The sequence below is a fragment of the Pseudomonas sp. BE134 genome (genome assembly GCF_031456105.1).
Classification (GTDB): Bacteria; Pseudomonadota; Gammaproteobacteria; order Pseudomonadales; family Pseudomonadaceae; genus Aquipseudomonas.
Genome location: NZ_JAVDUA010000014.1, coordinates 32,706 through 58,472 on the forward strand (window position 1 = coordinate 32,706; position 25,767 = coordinate 58,472).

At 60.2% G+C, this 25,767-nt stretch carries 21 protein-coding genes; 14 read left to right on the forward strand and 7 right to left on the reverse strand.

Annotated features, from left to right (window positions below; genetic code table 11):
• The first annotated feature begins 92 nt into the window (after positions 1-92).
• The 7 genes from J2Y56_RS13485 to J2Y56_RS13515 all read left to right on the forward strand — a co-directional run bounded on the left by J2Y56_RS13485 (position 93) and on the right by J2Y56_RS13515 (position 7,590).
• Complete coding sequence (locus J2Y56_RS13485) at positions 93-446, forward strand: hypothetical protein (RefSeq protein WP_310334392.1); 354 nt, start codon at positions 93-95, stop codon at positions 444-446.
• Positions 447-744: 298 nt separating this feature from the next.
• Positions 745-1,704, forward strand: coding sequence for a MoxR family ATPase (locus J2Y56_RS13490; RefSeq protein ID WP_007948046.1), 960 nt, complete (start codon positions 745-747; stop codon positions 1,702-1,704).
• Positions 1,705-1,709: 5 nt separating this feature from the next.
• Positions 1,710-2,654: a DUF58 domain-containing protein gene (locus tag J2Y56_RS13495; RefSeq protein ID WP_310350630.1), complete on the forward strand. Its 945-nt coding sequence runs from the start codon at positions 1,710-1,712 to the stop codon at positions 2,652-2,654.
• A complete protein-coding gene (locus J2Y56_RS13500) occupies positions 2,651-3,145 on the forward strand; it encodes a DUF4381 domain-containing protein (protein ID WP_310350633.1) in 495 nt (164 codons plus the stop codon). Before J2Y56_RS13495 ends, J2Y56_RS13500 begins: the two co-directional genes overlap by 4 nt.
• Positions 3,138-4,217: a VWA domain-containing protein gene (locus tag J2Y56_RS13505; RefSeq protein ID WP_007948050.1), complete on the forward strand. Its 1,080-nt coding sequence runs from the start codon at positions 3,138-3,140 to the stop codon at positions 4,215-4,217. Before J2Y56_RS13500 ends, J2Y56_RS13505 begins: the two co-directional genes overlap by 8 nt.
• Positions 4,214-5,953, forward strand: coding sequence for a tetratricopeptide repeat protein (locus J2Y56_RS13510; protein ID WP_007948051.1), 1,740 nt, complete (start codon positions 4,214-4,216; stop codon positions 5,951-5,953). The genes J2Y56_RS13505 and J2Y56_RS13510 overlap by 4 nt, the downstream gene beginning before the upstream one ends.
• Positions 5,950-7,590 carry a BatD family protein gene (locus tag J2Y56_RS13515; protein ID WP_007948052.1) on the forward strand — a complete coding sequence of 547 codons (1,641 nt, stop codon included), beginning with the start codon at positions 5,950-5,952 and terminating at the stop codon, positions 7,588-7,590. Before J2Y56_RS13510 ends, J2Y56_RS13515 begins: the two co-directional genes overlap by 4 nt.
• 6 nt (positions 7,591-7,596) lie before the next feature.
• Here J2Y56_RS13515 and J2Y56_RS13520 read toward each other — a convergent pair whose 3' ends face one another.
• Entirely contained in the window at positions 7,597-9,180 is a 1,584-nt protein-coding gene (locus tag J2Y56_RS13520; protein ID WP_310350636.1) for an ATP-binding cassette domain-containing protein, read from the reverse strand.
• A 340-nt stretch (positions 9,181-9,520) separates the two neighbouring features.
• Here J2Y56_RS13520 and J2Y56_RS13525 point away from each other — a divergent pair, with 340 nt between their 5' ends.
• The 7 genes from J2Y56_RS13525 (at position 9,521) to J2Y56_RS13555 (ending at position 22,806) form a co-directional block, all read left to right on the forward strand.
• Positions 9,521-11,521 carry a type VI secretion system tip protein VgrG gene (locus J2Y56_RS13525; protein ID WP_310350639.1) on the forward strand — a complete coding sequence of 667 codons (2,001 nt, stop codon included), beginning with the start codon at positions 9,521-9,523 and terminating at the stop codon, positions 11,519-11,521.
• Entirely contained in the window at positions 11,518-12,384 is an 867-nt protein-coding gene (locus J2Y56_RS13530; protein ID WP_310350642.1) for a DUF4123 domain-containing protein, read from the forward strand. Before J2Y56_RS13525 ends, J2Y56_RS13530 begins: the two co-directional genes overlap by 4 nt.
• Positions 12,381-16,013, forward strand: a complete 3,633-nt coding sequence (locus J2Y56_RS13535) for a toxin VasX (protein WP_310350645.1) — start codon at positions 12,381-12,383, stop codon at positions 16,011-16,013. Before J2Y56_RS13530 ends, J2Y56_RS13535 begins: the two co-directional genes overlap by 4 nt.
• Positions 15,997-17,127: a hypothetical protein gene (locus J2Y56_RS13540; protein ID WP_310350648.1), complete on the forward strand. Its 1,131-nt coding sequence runs from the start codon at positions 15,997-15,999 to the stop codon at positions 17,125-17,127. The genes J2Y56_RS13535 and J2Y56_RS13540 overlap by 17 nt, the downstream gene beginning before the upstream one ends.
• A 203-nt stretch (positions 17,128-17,330) precedes the next feature.
• The gene (locus J2Y56_RS13545) at positions 17,331-18,575 is read left to right on the forward strand and encodes an exonuclease SbcCD subunit D C-terminal domain-containing protein (RefSeq protein ID WP_310350651.1); all 1,245 of its coding nucleotides are present in this window, start codon (positions 17,331-17,333) and stop codon (positions 18,573-18,575) included.
• Positions 18,572-22,213, forward strand: a complete 3,642-nt coding sequence (locus J2Y56_RS13550; protein ID WP_310350654.1) for an AAA family ATPase — start codon at positions 18,572-18,574, stop codon at positions 22,211-22,213. The genes J2Y56_RS13545 and J2Y56_RS13550 overlap by 4 nt, the downstream gene beginning before the upstream one ends.
• Entirely contained in the window at positions 22,210-22,806 is a 597-nt protein-coding gene (locus tag J2Y56_RS13555; protein WP_310350656.1) for a glutathione S-transferase, read from the forward strand. Before J2Y56_RS13550 ends, J2Y56_RS13555 begins: the two co-directional genes overlap by 4 nt.
• A gap of 158 nt (positions 22,807-22,964) precedes the next feature.
• Here the strand turns inward: J2Y56_RS13555 and J2Y56_RS13560 are convergent, their stop codons facing one another.
• The 6 genes from J2Y56_RS13560 to J2Y56_RS13585 form a co-directional block, all read right to left on the reverse strand.
• On the reverse strand, positions 22,965-23,222 hold the full coding sequence (locus tag J2Y56_RS13560) for a hypothetical protein (protein WP_007944619.1): 258 nt from the start codon (positions 23,220-23,222) through the stop codon (positions 22,965-22,967).
• Positions 23,219-23,431 (reverse strand): hypothetical protein, encoded by a 213-nt coding sequence (locus J2Y56_RS13565; RefSeq protein WP_007944617.1) that lies wholly within the window; start codon positions 23,429-23,431, stop codon positions 23,219-23,221. Before J2Y56_RS13565 ends, J2Y56_RS13560 begins: the two co-directional genes overlap by 4 nt.
• Positions 23,432-23,546: 115 nt before the next feature.
• The gene (locus J2Y56_RS13570) at positions 23,547-23,672 is read right to left on the reverse strand and encodes a hypothetical protein (protein ID WP_007944616.1); all 126 of its coding nucleotides are present in this window, start codon (positions 23,670-23,672) and stop codon (positions 23,547-23,549) included.
• Positions 23,673-23,882: 210 nt separating this feature from the next.
• Positions 23,883-24,062, reverse strand: coding sequence for a hypothetical protein (locus J2Y56_RS13575; RefSeq protein WP_007944614.1), 180 nt, complete (start codon positions 24,060-24,062; stop codon positions 23,883-23,885).
• A gap of 156 nt (positions 24,063-24,218) precedes the next feature.
• On the reverse strand, positions 24,219-25,388 hold the full coding sequence (locus J2Y56_RS13580) for a lactonase family protein (RefSeq protein WP_310350660.1): 1,170 nt from the start codon (positions 25,386-25,388) through the stop codon (positions 24,219-24,221).
• Positions 25,381-25,677 (reverse strand): DUF5629 family protein, encoded by a 297-nt coding sequence (locus J2Y56_RS13585; RefSeq protein WP_310350663.1) that lies wholly within the window; start codon positions 25,675-25,677, stop codon positions 25,381-25,383. The genes J2Y56_RS13580 and J2Y56_RS13585 overlap by 8 nt, the downstream gene beginning before the upstream one ends.
• Between the last annotated feature and the right edge of the window lie 90 nt (positions 25,678-25,767).

The window sequence follows — 25,767 nt, forward strand, 5'->3', positions numbered from 1 at the left end:
CCTCTGACACTGATCCGAGCAGAAATTCCCTTGTGCTGGCAGAATTGCGTTTTGTTCGTCTTCACCATGCTCGCCGAGCCAGGAATTGCCCCATGCAAATGACCACCGCCCTCTTGATTGTGAACCCTTGCGATGACGAGGAAGACAACATGGCCATGCTCTGCTGCCACAGCGATCAGGGCGAGATGTTCCTGATGACCCGCTACCCGGACGAGGACGAACTGGAAATCACCCTCGACGACGAGCCTTCAACGCTGGACGGCGTAAAAGTCACCCTCAGCCCTACCCGCCTGCTGATCGAAATCGCAGCGGCGGATGCGGATGTGCTGAAAGGGGATGATTCTCTGGAAATCATTCACAACACGGATGCGGGTGATTTGGCTGAAGTGGAAGAAACCTTGCAGAACATCCTCAAGGGGACGGGTACCTATATAAGCCAGCTCTAACTATCAATGTGTCTGTGCCGGCCTCATCGCGAGCAGGCTCGCTCCCACAAAGGAATCGAGGCGGATGCAATTTCTGCATCCACTGGAGATTACCTGTGGGAGCGAGCCTGCTCGCGATGAGGCCCTCAAAACCGCCACAGGGCCCGTGCCCTGCAATCTTCGAAAAGTTTTGCCAATCATTTCCCGCACTTTGCACAAAATGCCGTTAGTCGCCGCCCCCCGCGATGGATTAAAGTAACGCCCCCGGCCCAAGCGTTATTCGAACGCCTTCGGCCACCTTCTCCAGGAACAGTCATCGATGGAACATCGTGAAGCGCTGCTCGCGCTGCGAACCTTTCTTTCAACGCAGATTCTCGGCCAGGAAAAACTCATCGAGCGCTTGCTCATCGCGTTGCTTGCCGACGGCCACATGCTGGTCGAGGGCGCTCCGGGCCTGGCCAAGACCAAGGCCATCAAAGAGCTTGCCGAAGGGATCGAAGCACAGTTCCACCGAATCCAGTTCACCCCCGACCTGTTGCCTGCCGACATCACCGGCACGGAAATCTATCGCCCGGAAACCGGCAGCTTTGTCTTCCAGCAAGGCCCGATCTTCCACAACCTGGTGCTGGCGGACGAAATCAACCGCGCCCCGGCCAAGGTTCAGTCTGCGTTGCTGGAAGCCATGGCCGAGCGTCAGGTCAGTGTCGGGCGCAGCACCTATGAACTGTCGCCGTTGTTTCTGGTGATGGCGACGCAAAACCCGATTGAGCAGGAAGGCACTTACCCGCTGCCCGAAGCCCAGCTCGACCGTTTCCTGATGCACGTGAAAATCGGCTTCCCGGACGCGGCGGTTGAACGCAAGATTTTGCAACAAGCCCGTGGTGAGGCCCTGCACGGCGAAACCAAACCGGAACGCCGGGTCAGCCAGCAGGCTATCTTCGCCGCGCGCAAGGAAATCCTCGGTCTGTACATGGCCGACGCCGTAGAGGAATACCTGGTGCAACTGGTCATGGCCACGCGTAACCCCGGCAAATTCGACCCGGAGATGGCCGACTGGATTGCCTACGGTGCCAGCCCTCGCGGTTCCATCGCGCTGGACCGTTGCGCCCGGGCCCACGCCTGGCTGGCCGGTCGCGACTTCGTCAGCCCGGAAGATATTCAAGCCGTATTGTTTGACGTATTGCGCCACCGCATCATTCTGTCCTTCGAAGCCGAAGCTGCCGGCATCGACCAGGACCGGGTGGTCCAGCGGATTCTCGACGTCGTAGCCGTCGCTTGACCCCGATGAACGCCACTCTGCCGCCCGAGCCGGGCATCCGTGTCAGCCTCGCCGAGCTGATCGAGATGCGCCATCGCGTGCGTGAAGTGCAGTTGTTTTCCACACCCAGCCAGCGCAGCCCGCTGATCGGCCTGCACCACTCCAAATTCCGCGGGCGTGGTGTGGACTTCGACCAGGTGCGGGTTTATCAGGCCGGTGACGATGTGCGCACCATCGACTGGCGCGTGACCGCCCGAACGCAAGAGCCGCACACCAAGCTGTTTCATGAAGAGCGTGAGCGGCCGATTTTCATCATGGTCGAGCAAAGTTGCCGGCTGTTTTTCAGCTCGGGCCTGATGTTCAAATCGGCACTCGCCGCCCAGGCCGCCAGCCTGATCGGCTGGGCCGCGCTGGGCCATAACGACCGGGTGGGCGGACTGGTGTTCGGCGACAACGAGCACTACGAAATCAAGCCCCGGCGCAGCAAACAAAGCCTGCTGCAATTGCTCAACCGACTGGTGCGCGTCAATCAATCGTTGCACACCGAAACCGAGCAAAACCGCGACTCCCTCAACCTGGCACTGCGTCGGGCGCGAGAAGTGTTGCGGCCCGGCAGTCTGGTCATCGTGATCTGCGACGAGCGCGCCTTGACCGACGGTTCTGAACAGCAACTGAGCCTGTTGTCGCGCCATTGCGACCTGTTGCTGTTGCCCGTGTCCGATCCTCTGGACCACGCCCTGCCCGCCGCCGGTTTGCTGCGATTTGCCGAACGTGGTGCACAACTGGAGCTCGACACTCTGAATTTCGACCTGCGCCAGACCTATCGCGCACAAGCCGAAGCACGCATCGCCCGTTGGGAATTGCTCGCACAAAAACTGCGCGTATTGCTGATGCCATTGAGCACTCAGAGCGAGATGGTTGAGCAACTGCGCGAGTACCTGAACCCACAAAAGCCGGGGAAAGGTCGATGAGCAGCCTCGATCAACTGCAGCCCCTGATCACCCCGCCCCCCATCGAATTCTGGCCTCCGGCGCCGGGCTGGTGGTTGTTACTGTTACTGCTGCCGCTGATCGGTTTGGGCCTGTGGCGAATGCGACACTTGATGGCACGCAAACGTCCCGTCGTTCGTGCCGAACAGCCACTGGACCCGGTGCGCGTCGCAGCGCTGGCCGAACTGGCGCGGATGCCCAAGCCGTACGACGGCGCACCGGCCGGCGCCTGGTTGCAGCAGCTCAATGGTTTGCTCAAGCGCCTGTGTCGCAACCATTACCCCTACAGCCAGAGCCACACACTCAACGGGCGCAAATGGCTGGCGTTTCTCGACAATCGCTGCCCGGCGGCCGGCCTGACACGCTGGATGGTGCTGGTTGAAGGTGCCTACAAACCCGAATGCAAACTCGACGACAAGGCCATCGCGGGCCTGACCCAAGCCGTCGACACCTGGATTCGCAAACATGTTTGAGTTCGCCTGGCCGTGGATGTTTGCCTTGCTGCCCTTGCCTTGGCTGATGCGCGTGCTATTGCCAATGGCCGACAGCGGCGAGCCGGCGCTTAAAGTCACGTTCCTGAACGACCTCGAAGGCCTGACCCGCCGCCGCGCCCGGGCAAACCTGCCGGCTTGGCGCCAGCAGGCACCGTTCGTGCTGCTTTGGCTGTTGCTGCTGATCGCCGCCGCACGCCCCCAGTGGCTGGGTGAACCGCTACCGATTGCGGCCAGTGGCCGCGATTTGCTGGTGGCGGTGGACGTGTCCGGCTCGATGGATTTCCCGGATATGAAGTGGCAAAACGAGGACGTCAGCCGCTTGAGCCTCGTGCAGCATTTACTCGGTGATTTCCTGGAAAACCGCGATGGCGATCGGGTCGGCCTGATCCTGTTCGGCAGTCAGGCGTACCTGCAAGCACCACTGACGTTCGACCGGCACACCGTAAGGGTCTGGCTGGACGAAGCGCGTATCGGCATTGCCGGCAAGAACACCGCCATCGGCGATGCCATCGGCCTGGCGCTTAAACGCCTGCGCCTGCGTCCGGCCCAGAGTCGCGTACTGATTCTGGTCACGGACGGCGCCAACAACGGCGGCGAAATCGACCCGCTGACCGCTGCACGTCTGGCCGCTAACGAAGGGGTGAAAATCTACCCCATCGGCGTTGGGGCCAACCCGGAAGACAGTGGCACCCTGAGCTTTCTGGGCGTCAACCCGAGCCTGGACCTCGACGAGCCGGCGCTCAAAGCCATCGCTGAAGCCACCGGAGGCCAGTACTTCCGCGCCCATGACGGCAACGAGCTGCAAACTATCAAGGACACCCTCGACAAACTCGAGCCCGTCACGCAGCAGCCCACCCAGGCCCGTCCGGCCCAGGCGTTGTATCACTGGCCGCTCGCGTTGACGCTGTGGTTGAGCATGCTGCTGGTGGTGCGCGAACGCTGGCCGGACAACCCGCTGCACCGCCTGTTTACCAAGGATCTGTTCTTGCAATCGCCCCTGCCTGACTGGCGCCAGCGACTCAATCGCCTGCGCCTGCGGAGACGCCGATGAGCGTGCTCTGGCCTTTCTGGTTCCGCCCCTGGTGGCTGCTGCTGTTGCCTGTGCTCTGTTGGCTGCTGTGGCAACTCTGGCACCGGCAAAAGCGTGCAGGGCGCTGGCAGATGATTCTGCCGCCCGCCTTTCACGCCGCGTTGCTCAGTGGCGGTAACGGACGTGACAGCAAACTGCCCTGGATCGTACTCGGGCTCGCCTGGCTGCTGACCGTTCTGGCGCTACTGGGGCCGAGTTGGCAACGGGTCGAACAGACCAGTCAGAAACCGGCCGACCCGCTGGTGGTGGTACTGGAACTGACCCCGGAAATGCTCGCCACCGACGTGGTGCCAAACCGGCTGGAACAGGCGCGACGCAAGCTGTTTGACCTGCTGCAAGTGCGCAGCGACTCCCAAACGGCCATCGTCGTCTACTCCGGCAGTGCACACACATTGGTGCCGCTGTCGGATGACCTCTCGACCAGTGGCAACCTGCTGGACGCGCTGAAACCTTCGCTGATGCCTGAGACCGGCCATCGGGCCGATCTCGCCGTGAACAAAGCCCTTGCCTTGCTCAATCAGGCGGCTTTGGGTGATGGGCGGATTCTGCTGATCGGCTCCACCCTGACCGAACAGGAACGCCAAGGCATCCGCCAGGCACTGGACAGGCATTCGACGCAGTTTTTGATGCTCGGCATCGGTACCGACGAAGGTGCCCCGGTCGCTCAGGAAGACGGCAGCTTCCTCAAGGACAATGAAGGCGCAATTCTGGTACCGCGCCTGGACAACTCAAGCCTCAAAGCCTTCGCCAACGATCTTGGCGGAGAGTATCGCCAGGCACGGCTGGACGACACCGACCTGCATGCGCTCGGCCTGCTCGATGGCCCGCGCGCACTGCGCAATGATGGGCAAATGTTGCGCCTCGACACCTGGGCTGACCAAGGTTACTGGCTGTTGCTGCCGCTGTTGCTGCTGGCGGCGTGTGCCGGTCGGCGCGGCTGGTTGTTCTGCCTGCCGCTGCTGTTTGCGCTGCCGCAACCGAGTTTCGCCTTCGATTTCGAAGACTTGTGGTTGCGCCCTGATCAACGGGGCCTGCACTTGCTCAAGCAAAACCGCCCGGCCCGGGCCGCGCAGTACTTCCAGGACCCACAATGGCAGGGTGTGGCGCTGTATCAAGCCGGTGACTACAGCGGCGCCGCCCAGCGGTTCGCCGAAGGCAGTGACGCCCACGCCCACTACAATCGTGGCAACGCCCTGGCCAAAAGCGGGGAACTGGAAGCCGCGCTGGACGCCTACGAACAGGCGCTGGAGCTTCAACCGGATTTGCGCCCGGCCCTGACCAACAAAGCGCTGGTGGAAAGTCTGCTCAAGCAGGAACTCACCCCGCCGCCGGTTGAACCGGACACCACCGATGATAGCGAGGCGCAAAACGCCGAGCAGGAACAGTCACCCGGTGCGGCCACACAACCGACGAGCAACGGCGATCCCAAAACCGATGCCGAACAGGCCACACCGGACACCGAACAACAGGCCACAGCGCCGCCGAAACCGGGTGCCAATGAAGTCCCGGGCAGCGAGTTGGCAGACGAGCAAAGCACCAGGCCACCGCAGCGCCCGGCCAGCAACACGATCGAAGGTGAACAGCGTCAGGCGCTGGAGCAATGGCTGCGCAAGATCCCGGATGATCCGGGCGAGCTGCTCAGGCGCAAATTCTGGTACGAACAGCAACAACATCAGGATCAGGGAAAAACTCGATGACCCGCTTCACCTTCTACATTTGGGCCCTATTGTTCTGCGCCGTTCAGACCCAGGCGTCGGAGCTTGTGGCCAATGTCGATCGCAGTCGCCTGAACTCCGGCGAGACAGTCGAATTGACCCTGGAATCCAGCGACGTGACGCAGTTTGGCAAGCCGGACCTGACGCCACTGGAGCCGCTGTTCGAAGTGCGCGGCACCCGCCAGGTCAACCAGTTGAACACCCTCAGTGGCGACAACCGCGCGACCACGCGCTGGATCATTACCTTGCTGCCCAAGGCAAATGGCAGCGTGACCATTCCGTCATTACAACTGGGCGAGGCGCAGAGCCAACCCATTACCGTGCAAGTGGTCGAGGGTGAAAGCCAGGACACCGCGAACCGGCTGGCCCCGGTGTTTATCGACGCCAGCCTTGATGAGACCAGTGTTTACGTGCAAGCCCAGGCAGTCTTGACCTTGCGCATCTACCATTCCGTGTCGCTGTACGACGACAGCAGCCTGACCCCATTGCAGGTGCCTGACGCGCGTATCGAACAATTGGGCGAGTCGCGCACCTACGAAAAAGTCATCAACGGCCTGCGCCATGGCGTGATCGAAATGCGCTACGCGATATATCCGCAACACAGCGGCGAACTGGCCATTCCGGCGCAGATCTTCAGTGCCACCCTGGTCGATACCCAGCCCGCGCAGGACGCCGCCGCCCAGGTGCCGAAATCCGGCAAACTGATGCGTGTCAGCTCCACGCCAATATTGCTGACAGTCAAAGCCAAACCCGACAGCTACCCGGCCGACCTGCCCTGGCTGCCGGCCCGTAGCGTGACGCTGAGCGAAAGCTGGAACCCGGAGCCGGACCACGCACAGGTGGGCGACTCGCTGACCCGCAGCCTGATCCTCAAGGCTGAAGGCCTGTCCAGTTCGCAACTGCCGCCGTTGCCAGCCACTGACGTCAACGGCTTGCGGCGCTATCCGGACCAACCGGTCCTGAGCAATCAGAGCACTGAACGTGGGCTGATCGGCAGTCGCGAAGACCGCGAAGCCCTCGTTCCCACCCGCAGCGGTGCAATCGAGTTACCGGCGGTAGAGGTGGTCTGGTGGAACACCTTCGAAGACCATCTGGAACACAGCAGCCTGCCGGCCCGCACCCTGCAGGTCGCCAACAACCCGAGCATGGTGGTCGACACACCCGCCGCGAGCCCTCAAGTCAATTCCACTGCCGACAACGAAACCCTGCGGCGCTGGAAACTCAGCACTCTGATCCTCGCCTGCACCACCGTGCTGGGGTTCGGTCTTTGGTGGCGTGCCCGCCGGCAACCGGCGATCTCGCGTGCCACGCAGACCGGCCCGAGCCCGCGCACCGTTCTCGACGACCTCAAGCGCGCCTGCCTGGCGAATGACTCACACGCCACCCGCCAGGCGCTCGACGCCTGGGCCCGGCAACAGCCGGAAACCCTGGCCGACATGGCCGCCCGCTTCGTGCCACTGTCCGATGCCCTCGACGGTTTGAACGGCGCGCTCTACAGCGAAACCGGCCAGCACTGGCAAGGCGAAGAACTGTGGCGCGCGATCAAGGCAATTCCGATTGCCGAGCGGGTTCAGGATCCGGTGGGTGATAGCGGGCTGCCGCCGCTTTATCCGAAATGAATCCCTCTAAATGTTGAGATGAAACTCAGCGTCCAGATGAATCGCCTGTAAAAAAGCGCTGTCATGAGAGACGACTATCAATGCCCCTTGGTACTGATTGGGCATCTGTTCCAGCGCAATTTTACTGGGCAAGTCCAAATGGTTGTCCGGCTCGTCCAGCAACAGTAATTGCGGGGGTCGCTGTGCATACAGCTGCGCAGCCAGAGCAATTTTCAGGCGTTCTCCACCGCTTAACTGGCAGGTCTTGAGCATCGCACGATCCGCATCAATCCCCATCTGGGCCAGGCGGGTCCGTGCCTCGGCCTCGGGCAACTCCGGATTACTCTCGTAGAGCCATTTCACCGCCGTGCGTTCCGGATACTGCAAACCGGCGTGCTGATCCAGACAGCCGACATGGCAACTGCGGATGAGTTCGCCTTCACGCGCTGGCAGTTGGCCGGCGATCACTCGCAACAGGGAAGACTTACCACTGCCGTTGGCGCCCAGGATGGCCATGCGCGTGGGGCCCGTCAGCGTCAGATTAACCGGCGCCGCGTAACCGAATGGGAGAATGACGTCGTTGAGCTGCACAATCAGCTTGCCGTTGGGCACTACGCTTTCCGGGGACAACATCATGCGTTGTATGTCCGGCGCACACCGCGCACGAGCCTCGGCGATCCGTTGTTGCTGCTGCTCCCGGGCCACTTGTTGATTGAGGCGCAACTTTCCCTGACTGTTTTCACTGCGCTCTTTCTGGGCATTGGTGATCAGCTTGGTCTGATTGCCGTCACGAGCCAGACGGTCGCCGCGCGCATTACGCCGTTGCTGGCGCTCCATCTGCACGACCATCTCACGTTGCTCTCGTTTGGCCTGAGCCCGTTCCCCTTGCAATGCCGACTGGAACGACTGCTGTTCCTGCTCGCGTGCCGCCGCATACTGACTGTAGTTGCCGCCATAAACTGCCAGCCCCAAGGGCGAAAGCTCGACGATTTCGTTCACGTGCTCCAGAAGTCCGCGGTCGTGGCTGATCAACACCAGGCCGTTGGGCCAGCGATTGATCTGCTGCGCGAGCTTTTGTTGCTGATCAATATCCAGGTGGTTGCTGGGCTCATCCAGAATGAGCCAGTCGGCCCGAGATAACCACGCTCCCATCAGCGCCACCCGTTGCCGCTCGCCACCACTGAGTGCGTCGGTGCGCGCGTCGGCATTCAAATGACCCAGGCCAATCTGCTGCAGTTCTGCCTCAAGGCGTGTGGCGCAATCCCATTGGTCGACCGCCAGCGAATGGTCGTCATCGTCGACGCTGCCTTGGGCTATGCGCTCCAGCGCCGCCAGAATATGGTCGACCCCGGCCAGTGCGGCAACGCTGGGATAGCGCTCCGGTTCCAGTAACTGCGCCATGGCGTAAACCCGCCCTTCTCGACGGACATTACCGCTGGTGGGCAGTTGCTCCCCGGTCAGGAGCCGGCCAAGCAGGGATTTGCCACAGCCATTGGCGCCGACGATTCCCGTGACCCTGGTACTGAAGGTGTGGTTCAAGTGATCGAACAGCACCCGCCCGTCGGGCAGGTTGAACGACACTTGGTCGAGTTGAAGTGATCGTTGGGTCATGACGCTTCCTTAAACAATCGGCCCGATAGGCACTGAACAACTCCCTGATGGTGCACAACAGCACCAGACGTTTCGCTGGCAAAGGTACATCGATCACGCGCACCGCGTCGAAATCGAACCTGACCGGATGAGTCATCCAAAATTCGGAGACCCAACGCCAGTTGCCCCCGGTGTTTTGCCTGTAACTTTTATCTCTGGAGTATGCCTCGTCAGGTCCGAGCCCTCGACAGCCACCCTGCATAACGGACTCGTCCTACGCCAAACAACGATCTGTCTGACTGCGCCAATTTGACGATCCACGCAAAGTCCCGTGCCTTCCGATAGACACTGGGACATGTGGATGTTCAATGCTGCCAAACCCGTCGTATTCAGATTCGACATAGATGGTTTCCTCCACGACCTTCAGGTACTGGAGTTCCGTGCCAAGGAGCGACTCAACCAGCCTTACGAAGTCAAACTCGAGTTGGTCAGCGAACGTCCCGACCTGGACCTTGAGTCGCTGCTGCATCGCTCGGCGTTTCTGAGCTTCGGTCCTGACAGCAGCGGCATCCACGGGCAAGTCTATCAAGTCGCCCAAGGTGATTCCGGCACACGCCTGACCCGCTATCAAATGACCTTGGTGCCTCATGTCGCCTATCTGGCCCATTGTCATAACCAACGAATTTTTCAGAACCTGAACGTGCCGCAAATCATTGCCAAGGTGCTGAAAGATCAAGGTCTGCAGGCCAATACCTGGCGCTTCCAGCTGAGCGCCGAGTACCCACAGCGGCTCTATTGTGTCCAGTACGAGTCGGACCTGCACTTCCTGCAACGGTTGTGTGAGGAAGAAGGTCTGCACTTTCATTTTCAACATGGCCCCGATGGTCACGTGCTGGTGTTCGGCGACGATCAGACCGGTTTCTCGAAACCCCACCAGTCAACCGCTTACAGGCCCGACAGCGGTATGGTCGCCGAAGACCCCGTGATTGATCGTTTCAACGTGAGTCTGCAAATCCGCCCGACCCACGTCAGTCGCGGTGACTACGATTTCGAGAAGCCGCGCCTGAAACTGGAAAGCGGGGCTAAAACCCTGCAACTGCCGCACCTTGAGGACTACCGTTTTCCAGGTCAGTTCACTCATCGTGAGCGTGGTAAACAACTGGCCAATCGGGCCTTGGAACGCCACCAGGCCGATTATCGGCAAGCCAATGGCCGCAGTAATCAACGCCACCTGCGTTGCGGCCATTTCGTTGACATGTTCGAGCACCCCCGCGCTTCCTGGAATGGTCTGTGGCTACTGACTGGAGTCGAGCATGTTGGGCTGCAACCCCAAGTGCTTGAGGAGTCGATCACCGATGCCAGTCCACAGGAAGATTTCAGCCAGGGCTACCGTAACCACTTCGTCGCGACACCTTGGGACGTCATATTCCGACCGGCTCTTGAACATCCCAAGCCGCGGATAACGGGCAGCCAACATGCCATCGTCACAGGCCCGCCCGGTGAAGAAATCTACTGCGATGAATACGGTCGGGTAAAGGTTCAACTGCCCTGGGACCGGGAGGGCCAGAACAACGAACAATCGAGCTGTTGGCTGCGCGTCGCTACTGGGTGGGCCCACGACCGATATGGCAGCGTACTGATCCCCCGGGTCGGCATGGAAGTGCTGGTCGGCTTCACCGAAGGTGATCCGGACAAACCTTTTATCCTCAACTGTCTGCCCAACGCCTCGACGCCGGTGCCACTGGACCTGCCTGCCGAGCACACCCGCAGCATTTTTCGCAGCCAGAGCAGCCCCGGTGGCGGCGGTTACAACGAGCTACGCATTGAGGACAAAAAGGGTGCCGAAGAGATTGCCCTGCGCGCCCAGCGTGATTTCGTCCAGTTGGTCCTCAATGACGAACGTATTCAAGTCGATAACCAGCGCACCGTGGTGGTCGGTGGCATCACCAGTCACGACCTGCGTGGCGAAGAACAGCACCTCACCCACGGCAATCGCCTGACCGAACTGAAACGGGACGATCACCTGTTGATCCATGGCGATCAACATATCCGCGTCACTAGTCAGCGACTCAGCGCCACGCAACAGATTCACCTGAGTGCCGGGCAACAAGTCGTCATCGATGCCGGAGCGCACCTGACCATCAAGGCTGGCGGCCAATGGTTGACGCTTGGGCCCGAAGGCATTTTCAGCAGCGTGCCGATTCTAGAGGGAGGTGCCCCGGCCGTGGGAATGGCAGCCGAGCCGCTGATGCCTGGAGCCTTGCCCTTGCTGAAAGTGACGTTCGATACGGCACAGCAGCGCCAGGCGTTGATTTCAACCCGCGCCTCGCGCTGCCTGATTTGCGAGGCCGCCCAAGCATGAACCTTCCGACCTCTCTGCCTGAAGACCTGCCCTGGAGCGAGCAACAGGCTTTCCTGCTGCTGGACGGCGCGACCTTGAGTGATTTGCCGAAGCGCTTGAAACAACTGAATTCCGGCGCCAGCACCGTCGCGCTGTATGACTGCCCGTCGTTTACTGCGCTGCGGGATATCTCACCGCTGTTGGTGGCCGTTCAACAACCTGACGAGCCACTTGTTCAGTTTTATCTGGAGTACGCACACGAGGAATCGAGCGTGCTGTTGTTCAGCCGGGACTCGGCGCACGCCGTCGCTGAGCACTTGCGCAAACTGCTGACGGTTGAGTTGCCAGAGGGGTTGCCGGTCTTGCTGCGACTGGCTGACGCTGCCGTGGCGCGAATCCTGTTCGGTAGCGGCGATCAGCGATTGTTTGGGCCACTGTCCTGCGTGGTGACCGCCGACGGTGTCGAGGTTAATTGGCAACAGCACCAACCCCGCCTGGCCGAGTGCCCCGAATTGCTAACGCCCTATCGCCTGAGCGCTGATCAGAATTTGGCGTTGGACCACGCTGATCGGCGCCGAGTATTGCTCGAACTCGACGCTCATCTGCTCACGCACTTCCCCGAACACCATGGCGGCGAAACCGTGGCCGAACGCTGGCCAATGCTCGAGCAACTGGAGGCTGAGGCCAGCACGCTGGGTTTGAGCAGCCAGTCCGAATTGTTTTATTACGCCAACGTCATGGCCTCGCTGGATGGCTCATCGCTCGATCAGCACCCGCACATCAACCGATTGCTGCATACACCATCGCTGCAATCCCCCGGCGAGCGCGTGGCGCTGGCCGCTGACCTCGCCCACCTGTGGGCCAGCCAACGAGGCCACCCATGACTTCACCCGCCAACCTCGCCGCCGCTGCGGCATCCAAATCCCCCGTCGGCTCTCTGGGTGCCTGCCCCTTGCGTCAAACCCATGTGCAGTTGTTGCCCTTGCGTTACGGGGTGGTGGAAAAGCCCCTTGACCCGAGTACCGAACTGAAGCTGCCGTATGCCCTGACGACCCGTCCGCTGGGCATTCGCCTGCTGCGCGATGGCTGGTTGTACTTGATCGACAGCGTGACTGGCCACTTGCACGAATATCAGGTACTCAACGGACTGGTCAGCGCCTTGCTGCACAAGGGCGCCAAGGTCGACAACGATCAACGCACGCCCATCGAAGAGCGTCCTGCACTGGTGTTTTCGAGGCGCAGCACCTTGCACGTGACCTTCGCCGAAGTGCAGTGGACGGCGGCCAAATGCGCGCAAGTGCTCGACAGCCGTGACGAACGCGAGCACTTCATGCAGGCCGTCGAACTCGGCCCGGTGCATTGCCAAACCGGTGGCGAGCATCTGCTGACGGTCGAGCAAGGCAAACAGTGGCTGGCAGAGATTGCGACCGATCCGGCACGGCAGGTGCAAGCGGCACAAGACCGCGTGGAACAGGAAACCGAGTCGCCGCCGGACGCCGTTTTATTGCCGACGGTGCACGTCAGCGATGCCCCCGAGCACGAACGTGAACCCTATTTGTGGGAGCAGCCGCAGCGCTTTCGCGAGGCGCACATCGGTGAGTTTCTCGGGCGGGTGCGCCCGGCTTATCAGGACGACACGCTGTTCCTCGTGGTCCACGACGACCTCGGCGTATTGCGTGATCTGGCCGAATATCAGGACACTGTAGTCGGCTGGGTCGACGACTGGAGCAATGCCGACCACAACGAACGCGATTACCTGTTGGCCTGTTATATCCAGTCCCTGAGCCAGCTCAGCCCGGCGGATATCGGTAATCTGGCCGAGGCCAGCGACGATCCTCGAGTCCAGGCGCTTTTTGGCGATCTGGAACAGCTGCCGGAGCCGGATCGTGAGCACACCCGCAAAGCCTTGCTGGATTACCTGAACAAGGGCGGCAAGGTCGAGTCGCTGGACGCTCCCGTGCCCCCGGCACTGGAGCAAGCGCGTAAAGAAGCGCATGCCGAAGCGTTCAAACTCGCCAAGTACCAGGGCGCCACACCCGACTTCACCGCCCATAGCCGCGCCAGTGACGAGGCAGACCGCCGTTACTACGCTCGCCAACATTTCAAAGTCGCGCCCGACGAATTCGTCGAACGTCACCTCGATACCTTGATAAAACTCAGCCAAGAGCAAAACAAACGCATCATCGATGTGCTCGAAGGCTCCAGTTTCAGTGGCAAACGCGGGGTCAATGATTTCATCGACCGTCCGGCCATGGACGCTGCACTGTTTCAGCATCGCGACGACCTTGGTCGCTGGAACCGCTTGCTCGAGCGCATCACCGCCGACCGCAACCTGCTGGTGGGTGCCGGTCGCTTCCATCGCTCGGCCTGGTATTACGACGCGCAGGATCAACAGCAACTCCACCAGGCCTTCTCCGCCGAATACGCCTGTCTCAAGGACATCTGCCGCAGCGACCATGCGAGCGAAAAAATGCTGGGCTTTCTGGAACAACACCCGGAATTGACTCGGCCACTGTTCTACACCTTGCCCCTGCGCCTTCAGCCAGAACGGGCCGCGCAATACGCCACGTTGTTCAACGCCGGCATGGGGATGTTCAACAACCTGCCGCACTGGCTGGGCGAACTGCAGAAAATCGAACAAGCGCACCTGCCGGCTCTCGACGACTTGCCCGAACACACCCGCGCCGTCGCGGACGCGGCGCAGCACAGCCTCAGTCCCGCGCTGAACTTGGGCCTGAGCCGGGCGCTGGAAGGGTTTGACTTGTCGGGTGAAAAAATCCCTGACCTAGACGAACTGTTTCGACGCCTGCCCAAAGCCTTGTCGGGGCGGATACTCGATGCGGCGAAAACCACCGGGGTGACCTTTACTGTCGCCAGCCCGGCGGAACAAGCGGCGCTGCAAACCAACCTCAAGGAACTGCTCAGGGAGCGCGATTACCTGAAAACCCTGACCCGTGAACGCAACCAACTCACCCACAACAAAAGCCGGGCGGGGCACAAGACGCCACGGGCAGTGGAGTTGCAGGGTGAGATCGTGCGGGTACGCGGGCAGTTGACGCAACTGGAAGGCCGGTTGGCCGGGGCGTTGAGCCCGATTGCGGAACTGCCGGATCAGTCGGCGCGTCTGTACGGCGCGACGCCGGCTCGGGCGGGGGTGACGGTAGTGTTTCCGCCGGCGCAGCAGTTGGAGGTGCGGAGTTTGTTGAAGGATATTCGGCAGGGGGTTAGCTCGGTGCCGAATGGGAAGTTGATTCGGAGCGAAGGGATGGGGTTGTTGGTGTTTTTGGTGCAGGGGGTGAATTTGGTTTCGGTCATCAGGGAACTGACCAACCAATCCAGGAACAAGCGAGTCTGGATGCCCGTTTTTAATGCAGCGATGACCACCGGGGCCGCCGGGTTCACTGCGGCGCAAAGTCTCGCCGATACAGCGTTAAAGGCACGTAGCGCTGCACTCGTCGCGGGACTTCAACACCACGCCTTGCAGAATGTGCATGTGCAGATGGGCAAGCTGCATGTTGGCTTGGGTTTCTTTACTTACCTTTTTGGTTTTGCATCTTCAATGGTCAGCCTCATCAACCACCACCAGAATTGGCAACAGGCGACGCGTAGCGGGAATGCTGCAGCGCAGAATAGTGCAGCGCTCGCGACAGCGGGGGCGGCCGGAATGACGACCGTCAATGCCTATGGTTTGAGTCACACCGGTCGTGCTGCATTTAACGTGTTGATCGCAAAAAACACTGCTGCAAGAACGGCCGCGTGGGCCGCTGCGGGTACCCGTCTCTCAACCGTATTCTTCCGCTTCAATCTAGCCGGCGCCCTGTTCACCATTTTGGAATTGGGCGGAACCTGGCTGTACAACCGCTACAACCTCAGTGCCCATGATAAATGGCTGAAAACCACCCCCTGGAGCCTGGACTCCGAGACACGCGGCAACCATACCCTGGATGAATATCAGCGCTATCTGGCCTATTTGCTCAACGCCCCGTACGCGCAACTGGGTCCGAATGACCATGACTCGTGGCTGAAAAACTTGCTGCTAAAAGCCCAGCCCAGTGACATTCACTTGGTGCTGCCAAGGCTCAAACTCAACGATTTTCAACCGCCTCTTAGCGGACACCCGACTCATCGCCTGGGGATCGGCGCCCACCGCATTGCCATTCCCCTCCACAGCCGTGGCACGCCGCGAGAACGCAAGGACGTCATCAGTGAGGAAGTCGCAAACAGCCTGCGCATCGTCCAAACAGGACCCGATCGGCTGGTGCTGTGCCTGCAATATCCCGTGGATCCTGACGCCGCATTTACCCCTGCGTCCGAAACACTGGAGCTGGCCGTCTGTATCCAGACCTTGAACGCCAACGGCGCGTGGGTTTCCCACATTCGGGTCATTCACCTGAACCCTCGGGGTGACGGCCGCTTTCCGGCTTTGTCCCCTCAATCCGTTACCGAGCATCCGCCCATGTTGCTGGTTGAAACCCATTTGCTGGAGTTGGCCGACCATGCCGCACAACCTTGATAAGCCGATGCCTGCGCCGCACCTTGAGCAACCCCGAAAAACCGGAGATGTGGAGCCGTTTCCCAGTGGGAAAATCACTTATCTCGCGCCGTTGCCACTGCCGACAGCGATGCCGCCGCATGGTCCGCATATCGGGGATCTGAATGAGGTGTACATGGACTTTGGCTTGGGATCGCCCCAAGTGTTTTCATGGCAGCTCATATTAGGCGGGCCATTCAGCGGTGCCTTCTCGATCGCATTTTTGATACCTCTATTTGTCGGCTTCATGTTCTTTGTGTTCGGGATGGGTTGGGACGATATTTCTCATGCCATAGAAGGGGTTTTCAATGAGGCCTACGGAATAGCCCTGATAACCGGTTTCTCTGCCTTGACCATCCTCCTCTGCACTTGGCACCACACCCACAACATACGCGCCGCCATCATCCCCACCCGCTTCAACCGCCAACGCCGCGAAGTCTGCTTCATGCCCGAAGACGCCACCGAACCCGTCTTCGTCCCCTGGGAATCCCTCTCGGCCTGGGTTATCGAAGCCCAAGGCGCCACCCAGTACGGCATCCACCGCCAATACGGCATGGGCATCGGTTTCCAGCACGGCGAGACCCTCACCAGCGTCGAATTTCCCTGCTTCGGTCTTTCCCCGGCCATCAGCCACTGGGAAGCGATTCGTGGCTACATGGAATACGAAATCCACGACCTCAAATCCATCCAGGACCCACAAGACCTACAAGACCCAAACGACCCGCCCCACGAAGGCTTGCACACTTTCCACAACGCCCGCGCCCGTATGCACCAGCAAATCCGCGACGGCCAACGGGGTCGAGTGTCCGGCTTCTTCTGGTACCTGTACCACGTGATGACGCTTTGGACCTTGCCCAACCACCTGACCGAATGGGAAATCCGTCGCCTCAAGGAAAAGGGTCAACAAGCGTTGCCCGAGGCAATGCGTGAATGGTCAGAACCGCTGCCGAAGGAACGGTGGGCCAAGCCGAGCGAAGCTCTGCTGCGCATGAGCGCACAAGTCCGCGCCGTGCACAAACGTCAGCCACGGCGACCGATCACCGAGATTTTTGCCGAGGTGCAGCGGTTGAACCCGACCGACAAGCGCCGGGCATGACGTGTTTTCACAGCAGATTGCTGGGGTCGCTTCGCGACCCAACGGGGCGGTGTTGCATTCCGACAAGCCCCCTCGCCACAGATAAGCCCCAAGCCACGAAAATAGTGCTTCGCCACAACGAGACTGTTTGCCAGTAAACTCCCTCCCCTTTAGCCGCCCTCATTCCCCCCGCGGCCATCACCTTATTTCCAACGGAGTACGCCTTGCGTCTGTTCCACACCTCCGACTGGCACCTCGGGCAGAATCTGCACGGCCAGGAACGCGATTTCGAGCACGCCTGTTTTCTCGATTGGCTGTTGCGCCAGCTGAAGCTGGACCAGCCCGATGTGCTGCTGATCGCCGGCGATATCTTTGACACCGTCAACCCACCGGTCAAAGCCCAGGAGCGCCTCTACGATTTCATCGTCAGCGCCCACGAGCAGCAACCCTTGCTGACCATCGTGATGATCGCCGGCAACCACGATTCCGGCTCGCGCATTGAATTGCCCGCGCCGTTGATGCGCCGCTTGCGCACCCATGCGCTCGGTCGGGTGCTGTGGCTCGATGACGGTCAACTGGATGCCGAACGCCTATTGCTGCCGTTGCCCGATGCCAGCGGGGAGATTGCCGGCTGGTGCCTGGCGCTGCCGTTCCTGCGCCCTGCCGAAGTCACCGGCGCGCAGTTGGGCGACAATTACTTGCGCGGGATTGGCCAGGTTCACGAATGGCTGATCGAAGCGGCCAACGCCAAGCGCACACCCGGTCAGGCGTTGATTGCGATCAGCCACGCGCACATGGCCGGTGGATCCGTATCGGAAGATTCCGAGCGCAGCCTGATCATCGGCAACGCCGAAGCCCTGCCTGCCAGTCTGTTCGGGCCGAGCATCAGTTATGTCGCCCTTGGCCATTTGCACAAACCGCAGAAGGTCAACGGCGAAGAGCGCATCCGCTACAGCGGCTCACCGATTCCGCTGTCGTTCTCCGAGATCGGTTATCAGCATCAGATTCTCGACATCACGCTCGACGGCGAGACCCTGGTCAGCGTCGAGCCGAAGCTGATTCCACGGGCCGTCAACCTGCAACGCATCGGCCCGGCGCCGCTGGCCGAAATCCTCCTGCAACTGGCCGACCTGCCCAACATCGACTTGCTGGCCGACATCCAGCGCCAGCCGTGGCTGGAAGTCCGGGTGCGGCTGGACGAGCCACAACCCGACCTGCGCCATCAGATAGAAACCGCCCTGCAAGGTAAAGCCGTGCGCCTGGTGCGCATCGCCGCCGAATACGCTGGCAATGGCAGCCGCGAGGGTGTCGATGACGGCACTACCCTCGTGGAACTGGACCAACTCACGCCTCAGGAATTGTTCAGCCGCGCCTGGCAGGACAACTACGGCAGCGAGGTCGATGAGCAAACGCTGAAGGACTTTGCCGAGCTGCTACAAGACGTGCAGATGGAGAGCGAACAACCATGAAAATCCTCGCGATCCGCCTGAAAAACCTTGCCTCCCTGGCCGGGCCCTTTGAGATCGACTTCACGGCAGAACCCTTGGCCAGCGCCGGTCTGTTTGCGATTACCGGACCCACCGGTGCTGGCAAAAGCACCTTGCTGGATGCCTTGTGCCTGGCGCTGTTTGGCGCGGTACCCCGCCTGAGCAATGCTCAAGTGTCTGCCAAAGCGCCGGACGCCGATGGCGAAATCAGCACCGGAGACCCGCGCACGCTGCTGCGTCGCGGTACCGGCGAGGGCTACGCCGAAGTGGATTTCGTCGGCATCGACGGCCGTCGCTATCGCGCGCGCTGGGAAGCCAATCGCGCCAGGGAGAAAGCCGGCGGCAAGCTGCAAGCCAGTCGCCAGAGCTTGCGGGACATCGATCAGGATCAGCTGCTGGCCAGCCAGAAAGTTGAGTTCAAGACCCAGCTCGAATCCGTACTGGGCCTGAACTTCGAGCAGTTCACCCGCGCCGTGCTGCTCGCCCAGAGCGAATTCAGTGCATTCCTGAAGGCGAACGACAACGAACGCAGCGAACTGCTGGAAAAGCTCACCGACACTGCGCTCTACACACGCCTGGGTCGCCGCGCGTTCGACAAGACCAAAGAGGCGCGTGAAGCGCACAAGCTGTTGCAGGACCAGGCCACCGGCGTGACGCCGCTTGCGCCCGAAGCCCGCGCCGAACTGGATGAGCGCTTCAATGAGGCCCAGCAGCAACTCAAGACGCAGCAAGCGCAGCTCAAGCAGCTTGAGCTGCAACACACCTGGCTCAAAGACCTGCGCCAGTTGCAGGACGAGCAACTGAGCGCCACTGAACAATTGACCAGCGCGCAGCAGCATTGGGACAGTCTGGTCGGCGAACGCCTGAAACTCACGCGTCTGGAACAGTTGGCCCCGCAACGGCATCAATTTGCGCGCAAGACTGAACTCACCGCGCAGCTCACCCCGTTGGCTGCGCAGATTCAGCTACACACGCAACAGCAACAGGAACTCACTGAGCGCCAGACTCAACTCGAACAGAGCCTGAGCAGCGCCCATACCGCTCTGATCGAGGCGCAAAACCAGTACACCCACAATGCGCCATTGCTGCGCCAGGCCTTTGAAGCACAAAGCACCCTCGCCCGTCTGGTCAAGGACACGAGCCTCAGTGCCGATCTGAAGCAGCAAGCCGAACTGGCCTGCACTCAGGGCCAGAGCACGATTCAAGGTTTGCTTGATCAGCAAAAAATGGTTGCCGAACGCCTGCAACGCATCGCCGGGGAGCTTGAACTCAGCACACCTCTGGCACCGCTGAGCGAGGCGTGGAACGCCTATCGCGATCGCCTGCAACAGCTGATGTTGATCGGCAATCGATTGAACAAGGGGCAGGCCGAACTGGCGACCCTGGAACAAAGCGCAACTCGCGCAGCCGAAGAACTCACCGCGCAAAAACAGCAGCTGGAAGTGCTCTACAAAGAGGCTGGCGCTGAACCCGAAGCCGTGGCTGAACAGATCCAGTTGCTCGGCAATCTGTTGCAGGACAACCGCAAGCAACTACGGGCTTTCGAAGAACTGACACGGCTGTGGGCCGGCCAGCGAGAACTGGACACCCGCAGCGCGCAGCTTCAACAACGCCAGTTGAGCGCACAGCAACAACGCGATCACCTGACCCAGGACGGGGTAAAAACCAGGAACGAACTGACCGTCGCCGAACAGACTCTGACCGTCACCCGCGAACTGCTGGAACGTCAGCGACTGGCCCGCAGCGCCAGCGTCGAAGAACTGCGCGAGCAGCTACAGGACGATCAACCGTGTCCCGTTTGCGGCAGTCCCGATCATCCTTATCACCAGCCCGAAGCGCTGTTGCAAAGCCTCGGTCGCCATGATGAAAGCGAGCAGGCCAACGCGCAGAAAGCCGTCGACCAGTTGAAAGAAAAACTCACTGACCTGCGCGCAGAAGTCGGCGGCATGATCGCTCAGCAAAAAGAGCTGTTACAGCAGCAAGAGCAGCTCGCCACCCAGCAACAAGCCTTGACGCCTAGCCTCGAAGCGCATGCGTTGTCGACGCAATTAATGGCTCAGGACGCGAACAAACGCGATGCCTGGCTCGCGCAGCAAAACAATCAGTTGAATCAGAGCATTAGCCAGGACGAACAGCGCCAGACCGCCCTGCTCACCTTGCAACAGGACGCCGCGCGCCTTCAGCAACAACTGCGCAGTGCCGAAACCGCAAGCCAGCAAACGGCGCAGCACTTGAGCAACCAGCAACGCGAGTTGAGCAGCGATCGCCAGCGCCTGGACGAAGAACTGACCGCGTTCAGCACCCTGCTCCCAAGCGACACGCTGGAGGCTTTGCGCAACGAGCCCGCCGCGACGTTCATGCAGATCGACCGGCAGATTGCCCAGCGCCTGGAGCAACTCGATCAGCAACGCGATGAACTTGGCGACCAGCTGCGACGTCAGCAGGCGCTGGAGAAAGAGCAGGACCGCCAACAGACCCGCGTTCAGCAACAGGATGCCGCCCGACAGCAGTTCGATGCCCTCGCCGCGCAACAGCAGGCCTGTCAGCAAACCCTGACTCAATTGTTGGGCGAACACGCCAGCGCCGAGCAATGGCAGCAGCAACTCGATCACGCCGTCGAACAGGCACGCACGGCCGAATCGGCGGCCAATCAGGAACTGCAAACCGTGCGCACGCACCTGGTGCAATTGGCGGCCGAACTCAAGGCCCGGCAGGAACGCTCACAGGCACTGGAAACCGAAGACCGCGAGCTGAGCAGCAAGATCGCCGATTGGCGCGCGCAGCACCCGGAACTGGATGACGGTGGTCTGGACGCGTTGCTGAGCGTCGACGATCAACAGCTCGGCGAACTGCGCCAGCAATTGCAGCACAGCGAAAAAACCATCGAACAGGCCAAGGTCTTGCTGCAGGAGCGGGACAAGCGCCTGCTCAGTCATCAGGCGCAACACAACGGCCATCTCGATGCCGAACAACTGACCACCGCGCTGGCCGAACTGCAAAACCTGTTTACCGCCAGCGAACACCGTTGCGCCGAGCTTCGCGCTGAACAGGCCGAGGATCAGCGCCGGCAAAATGCCAATCAGGCCCTGGCCCGGCAGATCGCCGACGCCTATACCGAGTACCAGCGCTGGGCGCGTTTGAGTGCTTTGATCGGTTCGGCCACCGGCGACACCTTTCGCAAGATCGCCCAGGCCTACAACCTCGACCTGCTGGTGCACCATGCCAACGTGCAGTTGCGGCAACTGGTACGCCGCTATCGTCTGAAACGCGGCGGCAGCATGCTGGGGTTATTGGTGATGGACACCGAGATGGGCGATGAGCTGCGTTCGGTGCATTCATTGTCTGGCGGCGAAACGTTCCTGGTGTCACTGGCCCTGGCCCTGGGCCTGGCATCAATGGCTTCAAGCACGCTGAAAATCGAATCGCTGTTCATCGACGAGGGCTTCGGCAGCCTCGATCCGGAATCCCTGCAACTGGCCATGGACGCGCTGGACGGTTTACAGGCTCAGGGCCGCAAAGTCGCGGTGATTTCCCATGTACAGGAAATGCATGAACGGATACCGGTGCAAATTCAGGTCCGTCGCCAAGGCAATGGCCTGAGTACCCTGGAGGTGAAATGAATACGTTGTATTCCTTCCGCCGCTGCCCGTACGCCATGCGTGCGCGAATGGCCCTGCGTTACTCCGGCGTGCCGGTGAACATTGTCGAAGTCAGCCTCAAGGCCAAACCCGCAGAGATGCTGGCGCTGTCAAGCAAAGGCACGGTGCCGGTGCTGAGCGCTGATGGCCGGGTGATAGATGAAAGCCTGGCCATCATGCAGTGGGCGTTGGTGCAAAATGACCCGCAGGACTGGTTGCTCAAGGATGATCCCGCCGGACAAGCGCACATCGCGGACCTGATCGAGTCGAACGATCAGACCTTCAAAGTGCACCTGAATCGCTACAAATATGCCGAACGTTATCCCGAGCAACCGATGGAGTTTTATCGAGCCGAAGGTGAGGTGTTTCTGCGCCAGCTTGAGGAGTTGCTGGAGGGGCGCGACTACTTGCTGGCGGCGCATCCAAGCCTGGCGGATATAGCGCTGATGCCGTTCGTGCGGCAGTTTGCGCATGTTGATCGCGAGTGGTTTGCGCAGACGCCTTATGTGCGGTTGCAGGACTGGTTGCAGCGGTTTCTGGAATCGGATTTGTTTACTGGCGTAATGCAGAAGTAACTGCATCGATCCCTGTAGCAGCTGGCGAAGCCTGCGTTCGGCTGCGAAGCAGTCGTAAATCCTGCTTACCCGATTTGTCTGAAATACCGCATGCGCTGATTTTACGGCTGCTGCGCAACCGAACGCAGGCTTCGCCAGCTGCTACAGGTGCGTGTGATTCAGGCAAACACTTCACACATCTGCAACACCGAGCAATCCACCTGGAACGGCCCGAAGAAATCATGCTGGCGTTTAATGGGCGGATTTCCCGCCAGCAACCCGAGCGCCTTCTGCGTTTCAATATTCCGTGCGAGGCTGTGATTGGCTTCGATGGCGCGAGCCAAGGAACCTGCAGAGGCCTGCCCGATGCCCAGCAACGAAGAGCCGTTGGTGATGAACGCCAGGAAGGCAACTACCCAAAGTCTGCGCCCTTTCATGCCCCGACCACTCCCACCCGTTCTGCAGGCTCGCCCACGGCGTTTTGGGCGCGGTGTTCGAACTGGATGGCGGGATAAGCGACTTGGATCGGTGAATCTACGGTGCGCTGCGATTGAGCCGAAAGGCTGACGACCAGCACCAGGATCATGTACAGACCGATGGCCAGGTAGGCGCCGTGTTTGGCAAAAGTGAGGATTGAGCTGGCCATGATGTTCTCCGAGGGCATGTTTCGATGCCCACAGGATCAATCAAAAAAGCCGGGGTAACCACTCAGGGTTATCCATAGTGACCATCAGCTTCGTTGATCATTAAGCCAGTCTATTTCAGTCTTCGATAAAACTCATCATGCGTTCGCGGGCCGCGTCCGGCTCGTCTGGAACGGGCTGGACATCCGAAAGTATGGGGGTTGAATACAGAAAAAGAAGAACCACAGCCACACGCATCGCCATGTTGTCGATCCTTGTTATTAGAGTTGGAATCAAAAACCGAGCGCCAAATCTAAACTCGTGGCCTTGTGATATCAAGGCATACGTGGATGGCAATGTGATGCTGTCGTAAACGCGTTATGCAGGAGCGACATCACTCAGGTTTCTCAACGCTTTTCAGCTTGATCGACGCAAATGACTTCGCTCCTGCATAACAGGTGCAGGCTTTGAATTTCAGGCTTGGGTTTTGTGATCCAGGGCGGCATAGAACTTGGCGCTCTGTTGCAGGTATTTCTGGGTGTAGCTCTGAGCGTGGGATTTTTTGTCGCTGATTTCGACGTTGGCACTGGCTGGCAGAGCAACGGAGGCGGAGATGGCAGAAGCGGCGATGACAGAGAAGAGGTTGAAGTTCATGGCGGTATTCCTCGCATTCAGTTGGCTTGCTTGCCCGGTGGGGCCGTGAAGCAAACTTAACCTTCGAAGGTCCGCGCCTTGAAATGCTTTGTAGCATTAGCAAATATCAGCGTCATTAATACAAGGATGCAGGCCCCATCAACCGGGGCCTGCGGCCTATTGACGCAGCAGAAACCTGACGTCGCTCGGCGCGTCCATCGGCAATTTCTGCACGGTGTTCCCCAGCAGACCGGTCTTGGCGTCACGTTCGACGACAACAACCTGGTTGCTCTTCTGATTGGCGATCAGCACGAACTTGCCACTGGGGTCGAGGCTGAACTCGCGCGGATGATCCCCTTCCACTGAACGTCGCTGCAGTTCCTTGAGGTGACCGGTCGCAGGATCGATGGTAAACACCAGCAATTGATTGGCGGTGCCACGGTTGCTGACATAGAGGAATTTGCCATCCGCCGAAGCATGCAGTGCTGACGCCGCTTTATCGGACGTGGGCTGGCCCGCCGCAAGGTCGACCAGTTGCGTTTGCTCAAGCTTGCCATCTTGGTAATCGAACACCGCCACCTGCGCACTCATTTCCATGGTCAGCCAGGCATGTTTGCCGTCGGCGCTGAACAGCATATGACGCGGCCCGCTGCCTGGCGGCAACTGCACGGACGCCGGTGTGGCGGGCGTCAACGGCAGGTCCGGATTGGCCTTGGGGTCGAATCGGTAGACAAAGACCTTATCTGCCCCCAAATCATTGGAGAACACGTAGCGGCCGTCCGGCGAGGACACCGTCGAATGCACGTGCGCCGACATTTGCCGCTCGGGGTTGACCCGACTCGCCGGATGACTGCTGATCTGCACCACGTTTTCAAGTTTGCCATCAGCACCCACCGGCAACACCGCGAGAGTGCCACCCGGATCTTCAGCCACCGAATAGTTGCTGACGAACAGATGACTGCCATCGCCGCTGAGGCTGGAATGCGTTGGCTCGTTGCCCAGGCTCTGGACCTGATTGATCAGGTTCAGCTCATGGGTCCTGGAATCAATCGCATAACTGCTGACACGCCCGACCGGATCTTTCTGACCCGGGCCGTTTTCATTGACCACGAACAGGTAACGCTGATCCTTGGACAGGGTCAGCCAGGACGGGTTTTCGCTTGGGACCACTTGCAGTGGTTTGGCGTCGATCTGCCCGGTGGAACTGTCGAAGTTCAGGCGATAAATCCCCTGACTCTGACCCGCCGTGTAGGAACCCACCAGCAATTGGTACTCATCGGCCGAGACAGCCTGAACGCCCATCGCGCCGACGCTGACGGCGATCAACAGCGGCCAGAAGTTACGCATTCTCAGGCGCATCGTCCTCGTCGTCATGACCACCGATAGCGGTCAGGCACACCAACCGGTGCTCGCCGGAATCGCCGATGATCAACCAGCTTTGCAGGGTCGGGTCGAAGGTGGCGGCCTGAACCTGCGCCGGGGTGAACTCCCAGTGCTTGGCCGCTCGCCCATCCATGCACTCGATGTGCAGGTTATCGACGTCATCGAGGGAGAATTCGAATGCGTGCAACCCGTCGATTTCCACCATGTCGCAGTGTTCGAGGGTGTTGAGCAGGGTATCGGCTTCGGTAGTCATGGCAGTCAATCTTTGAATGGGAAAGATGCAATGATAACTCATGATCGTTCCCACGCTCCGCGTGGGAATGCAGTACGGGACGCTCCGCAT

What these genes read in the sequence shown, in the direction of transcription:
- J2Y56_RS13505 (WP_007948050.1), top strand. Translation starts at nt 3,138, where the DNA reads ATGTTTGAGTTCGCCTGGCCGTGGATGTTTGCCTTGCTGCCCTTGCCT.
- J2Y56_RS13585 (WP_310350663.1), bottom strand. Translation starts at nt 25,677, where the DNA reads ATGACTACCGAAGCCGATACCCTGCTCAACACCCTCGAACACTGCGAC.
- J2Y56_RS13575 (WP_007944614.1), bottom strand. Translation starts at nt 24,062, where the DNA reads ATGAACTTCAACCTCTTCTCTGTCATCGCCGCTTCTGCCATCTCCGCC.
- J2Y56_RS13555 (WP_310350656.1), top strand. Translation starts at nt 22,210, where the DNA reads ATGAATACGTTGTATTCCTTCCGCCGCTGCCCGTACGCCATGCGTGCG.
- J2Y56_RS13560 (WP_007944619.1), bottom strand. Translation starts at nt 23,222, where the DNA reads ATGAAAGGGCGCAGACTTTGGGTAGTTGCCTTCCTGGCGTTCATCACC.
- J2Y56_RS13525 (WP_310350639.1), top strand. Translation starts at nt 9,521, where the DNA reads ATGTTCAATGCTGCCAAACCCGTCGTATTCAGATTCGACATAGATGGT.
- J2Y56_RS13520 (WP_310350636.1), bottom strand. Translation starts at nt 9,180, where the DNA reads ATGACCCAACGATCACTTCAACTCGACCAAGTGTCGTTCAACCTGCCC.
- J2Y56_RS13565 (WP_007944617.1), bottom strand. Translation starts at nt 23,431, where the DNA reads ATGGCCAGCTCAATCCTCACTTTTGCCAAACACGGCGCCTACCTGGCC.
- J2Y56_RS13580 (WP_310350660.1), bottom strand. Translation starts at nt 25,388, where the DNA reads ATGCGTAACTTCTGGCCGCTGTTGATCGCCGTCAGCGTCGGCGCGATG.
- J2Y56_RS13535 (WP_310350645.1), top strand. Translation starts at nt 12,381, where the DNA reads ATGACTTCACCCGCCAACCTCGCCGCCGCTGCGGCATCCAAATCCCCC.
- J2Y56_RS13550 (WP_310350654.1), top strand. Translation starts at nt 18,572, where the DNA reads ATGAAAATCCTCGCGATCCGCCTGAAAAACCTTGCCTCCCTGGCCGGG.
- J2Y56_RS13510 (WP_007948051.1), top strand. Translation starts at nt 4,214, where the DNA reads ATGAGCGTGCTCTGGCCTTTCTGGTTCCGCCCCTGGTGGCTGCTGCTG.
- J2Y56_RS13515 (WP_007948052.1), top strand. Translation starts at nt 5,950, where the DNA reads ATGACCCGCTTCACCTTCTACATTTGGGCCCTATTGTTCTGCGCCGTT.
- J2Y56_RS13500 (WP_310350633.1), top strand. Translation starts at nt 2,651, where the DNA reads ATGAGCAGCCTCGATCAACTGCAGCCCCTGATCACCCCGCCCCCCATC.
- J2Y56_RS13540 (WP_310350648.1), top strand. Translation starts at nt 15,997, where the DNA reads ATGCCGCACAACCTTGATAAGCCGATGCCTGCGCCGCACCTTGAGCAA.
- J2Y56_RS13490 (WP_007948046.1), top strand. Translation starts at nt 745, where the DNA reads ATGGAACATCGTGAAGCGCTGCTCGCGCTGCGAACCTTTCTTTCAACG.
- J2Y56_RS13495 (WP_310350630.1), top strand. Translation starts at nt 1,710, where the DNA reads ATGAACGCCACTCTGCCGCCCGAGCCGGGCATCCGTGTCAGCCTCGCC.
- J2Y56_RS13530 (WP_310350642.1), top strand. Translation starts at nt 11,518, where the DNA reads ATGAACCTTCCGACCTCTCTGCCTGAAGACCTGCCCTGGAGCGAGCAA.
- J2Y56_RS13485 (WP_310334392.1), top strand. Translation starts at nt 93, where the DNA reads ATGCAAATGACCACCGCCCTCTTGATTGTGAACCCTTGCGATGACGAG.
- J2Y56_RS13570 (WP_007944616.1), bottom strand. Translation starts at nt 23,672, where the DNA reads ATGGCGATGCGTGTGGCTGTGGTTCTTCTTTTTCTGTATTCAACCCCC.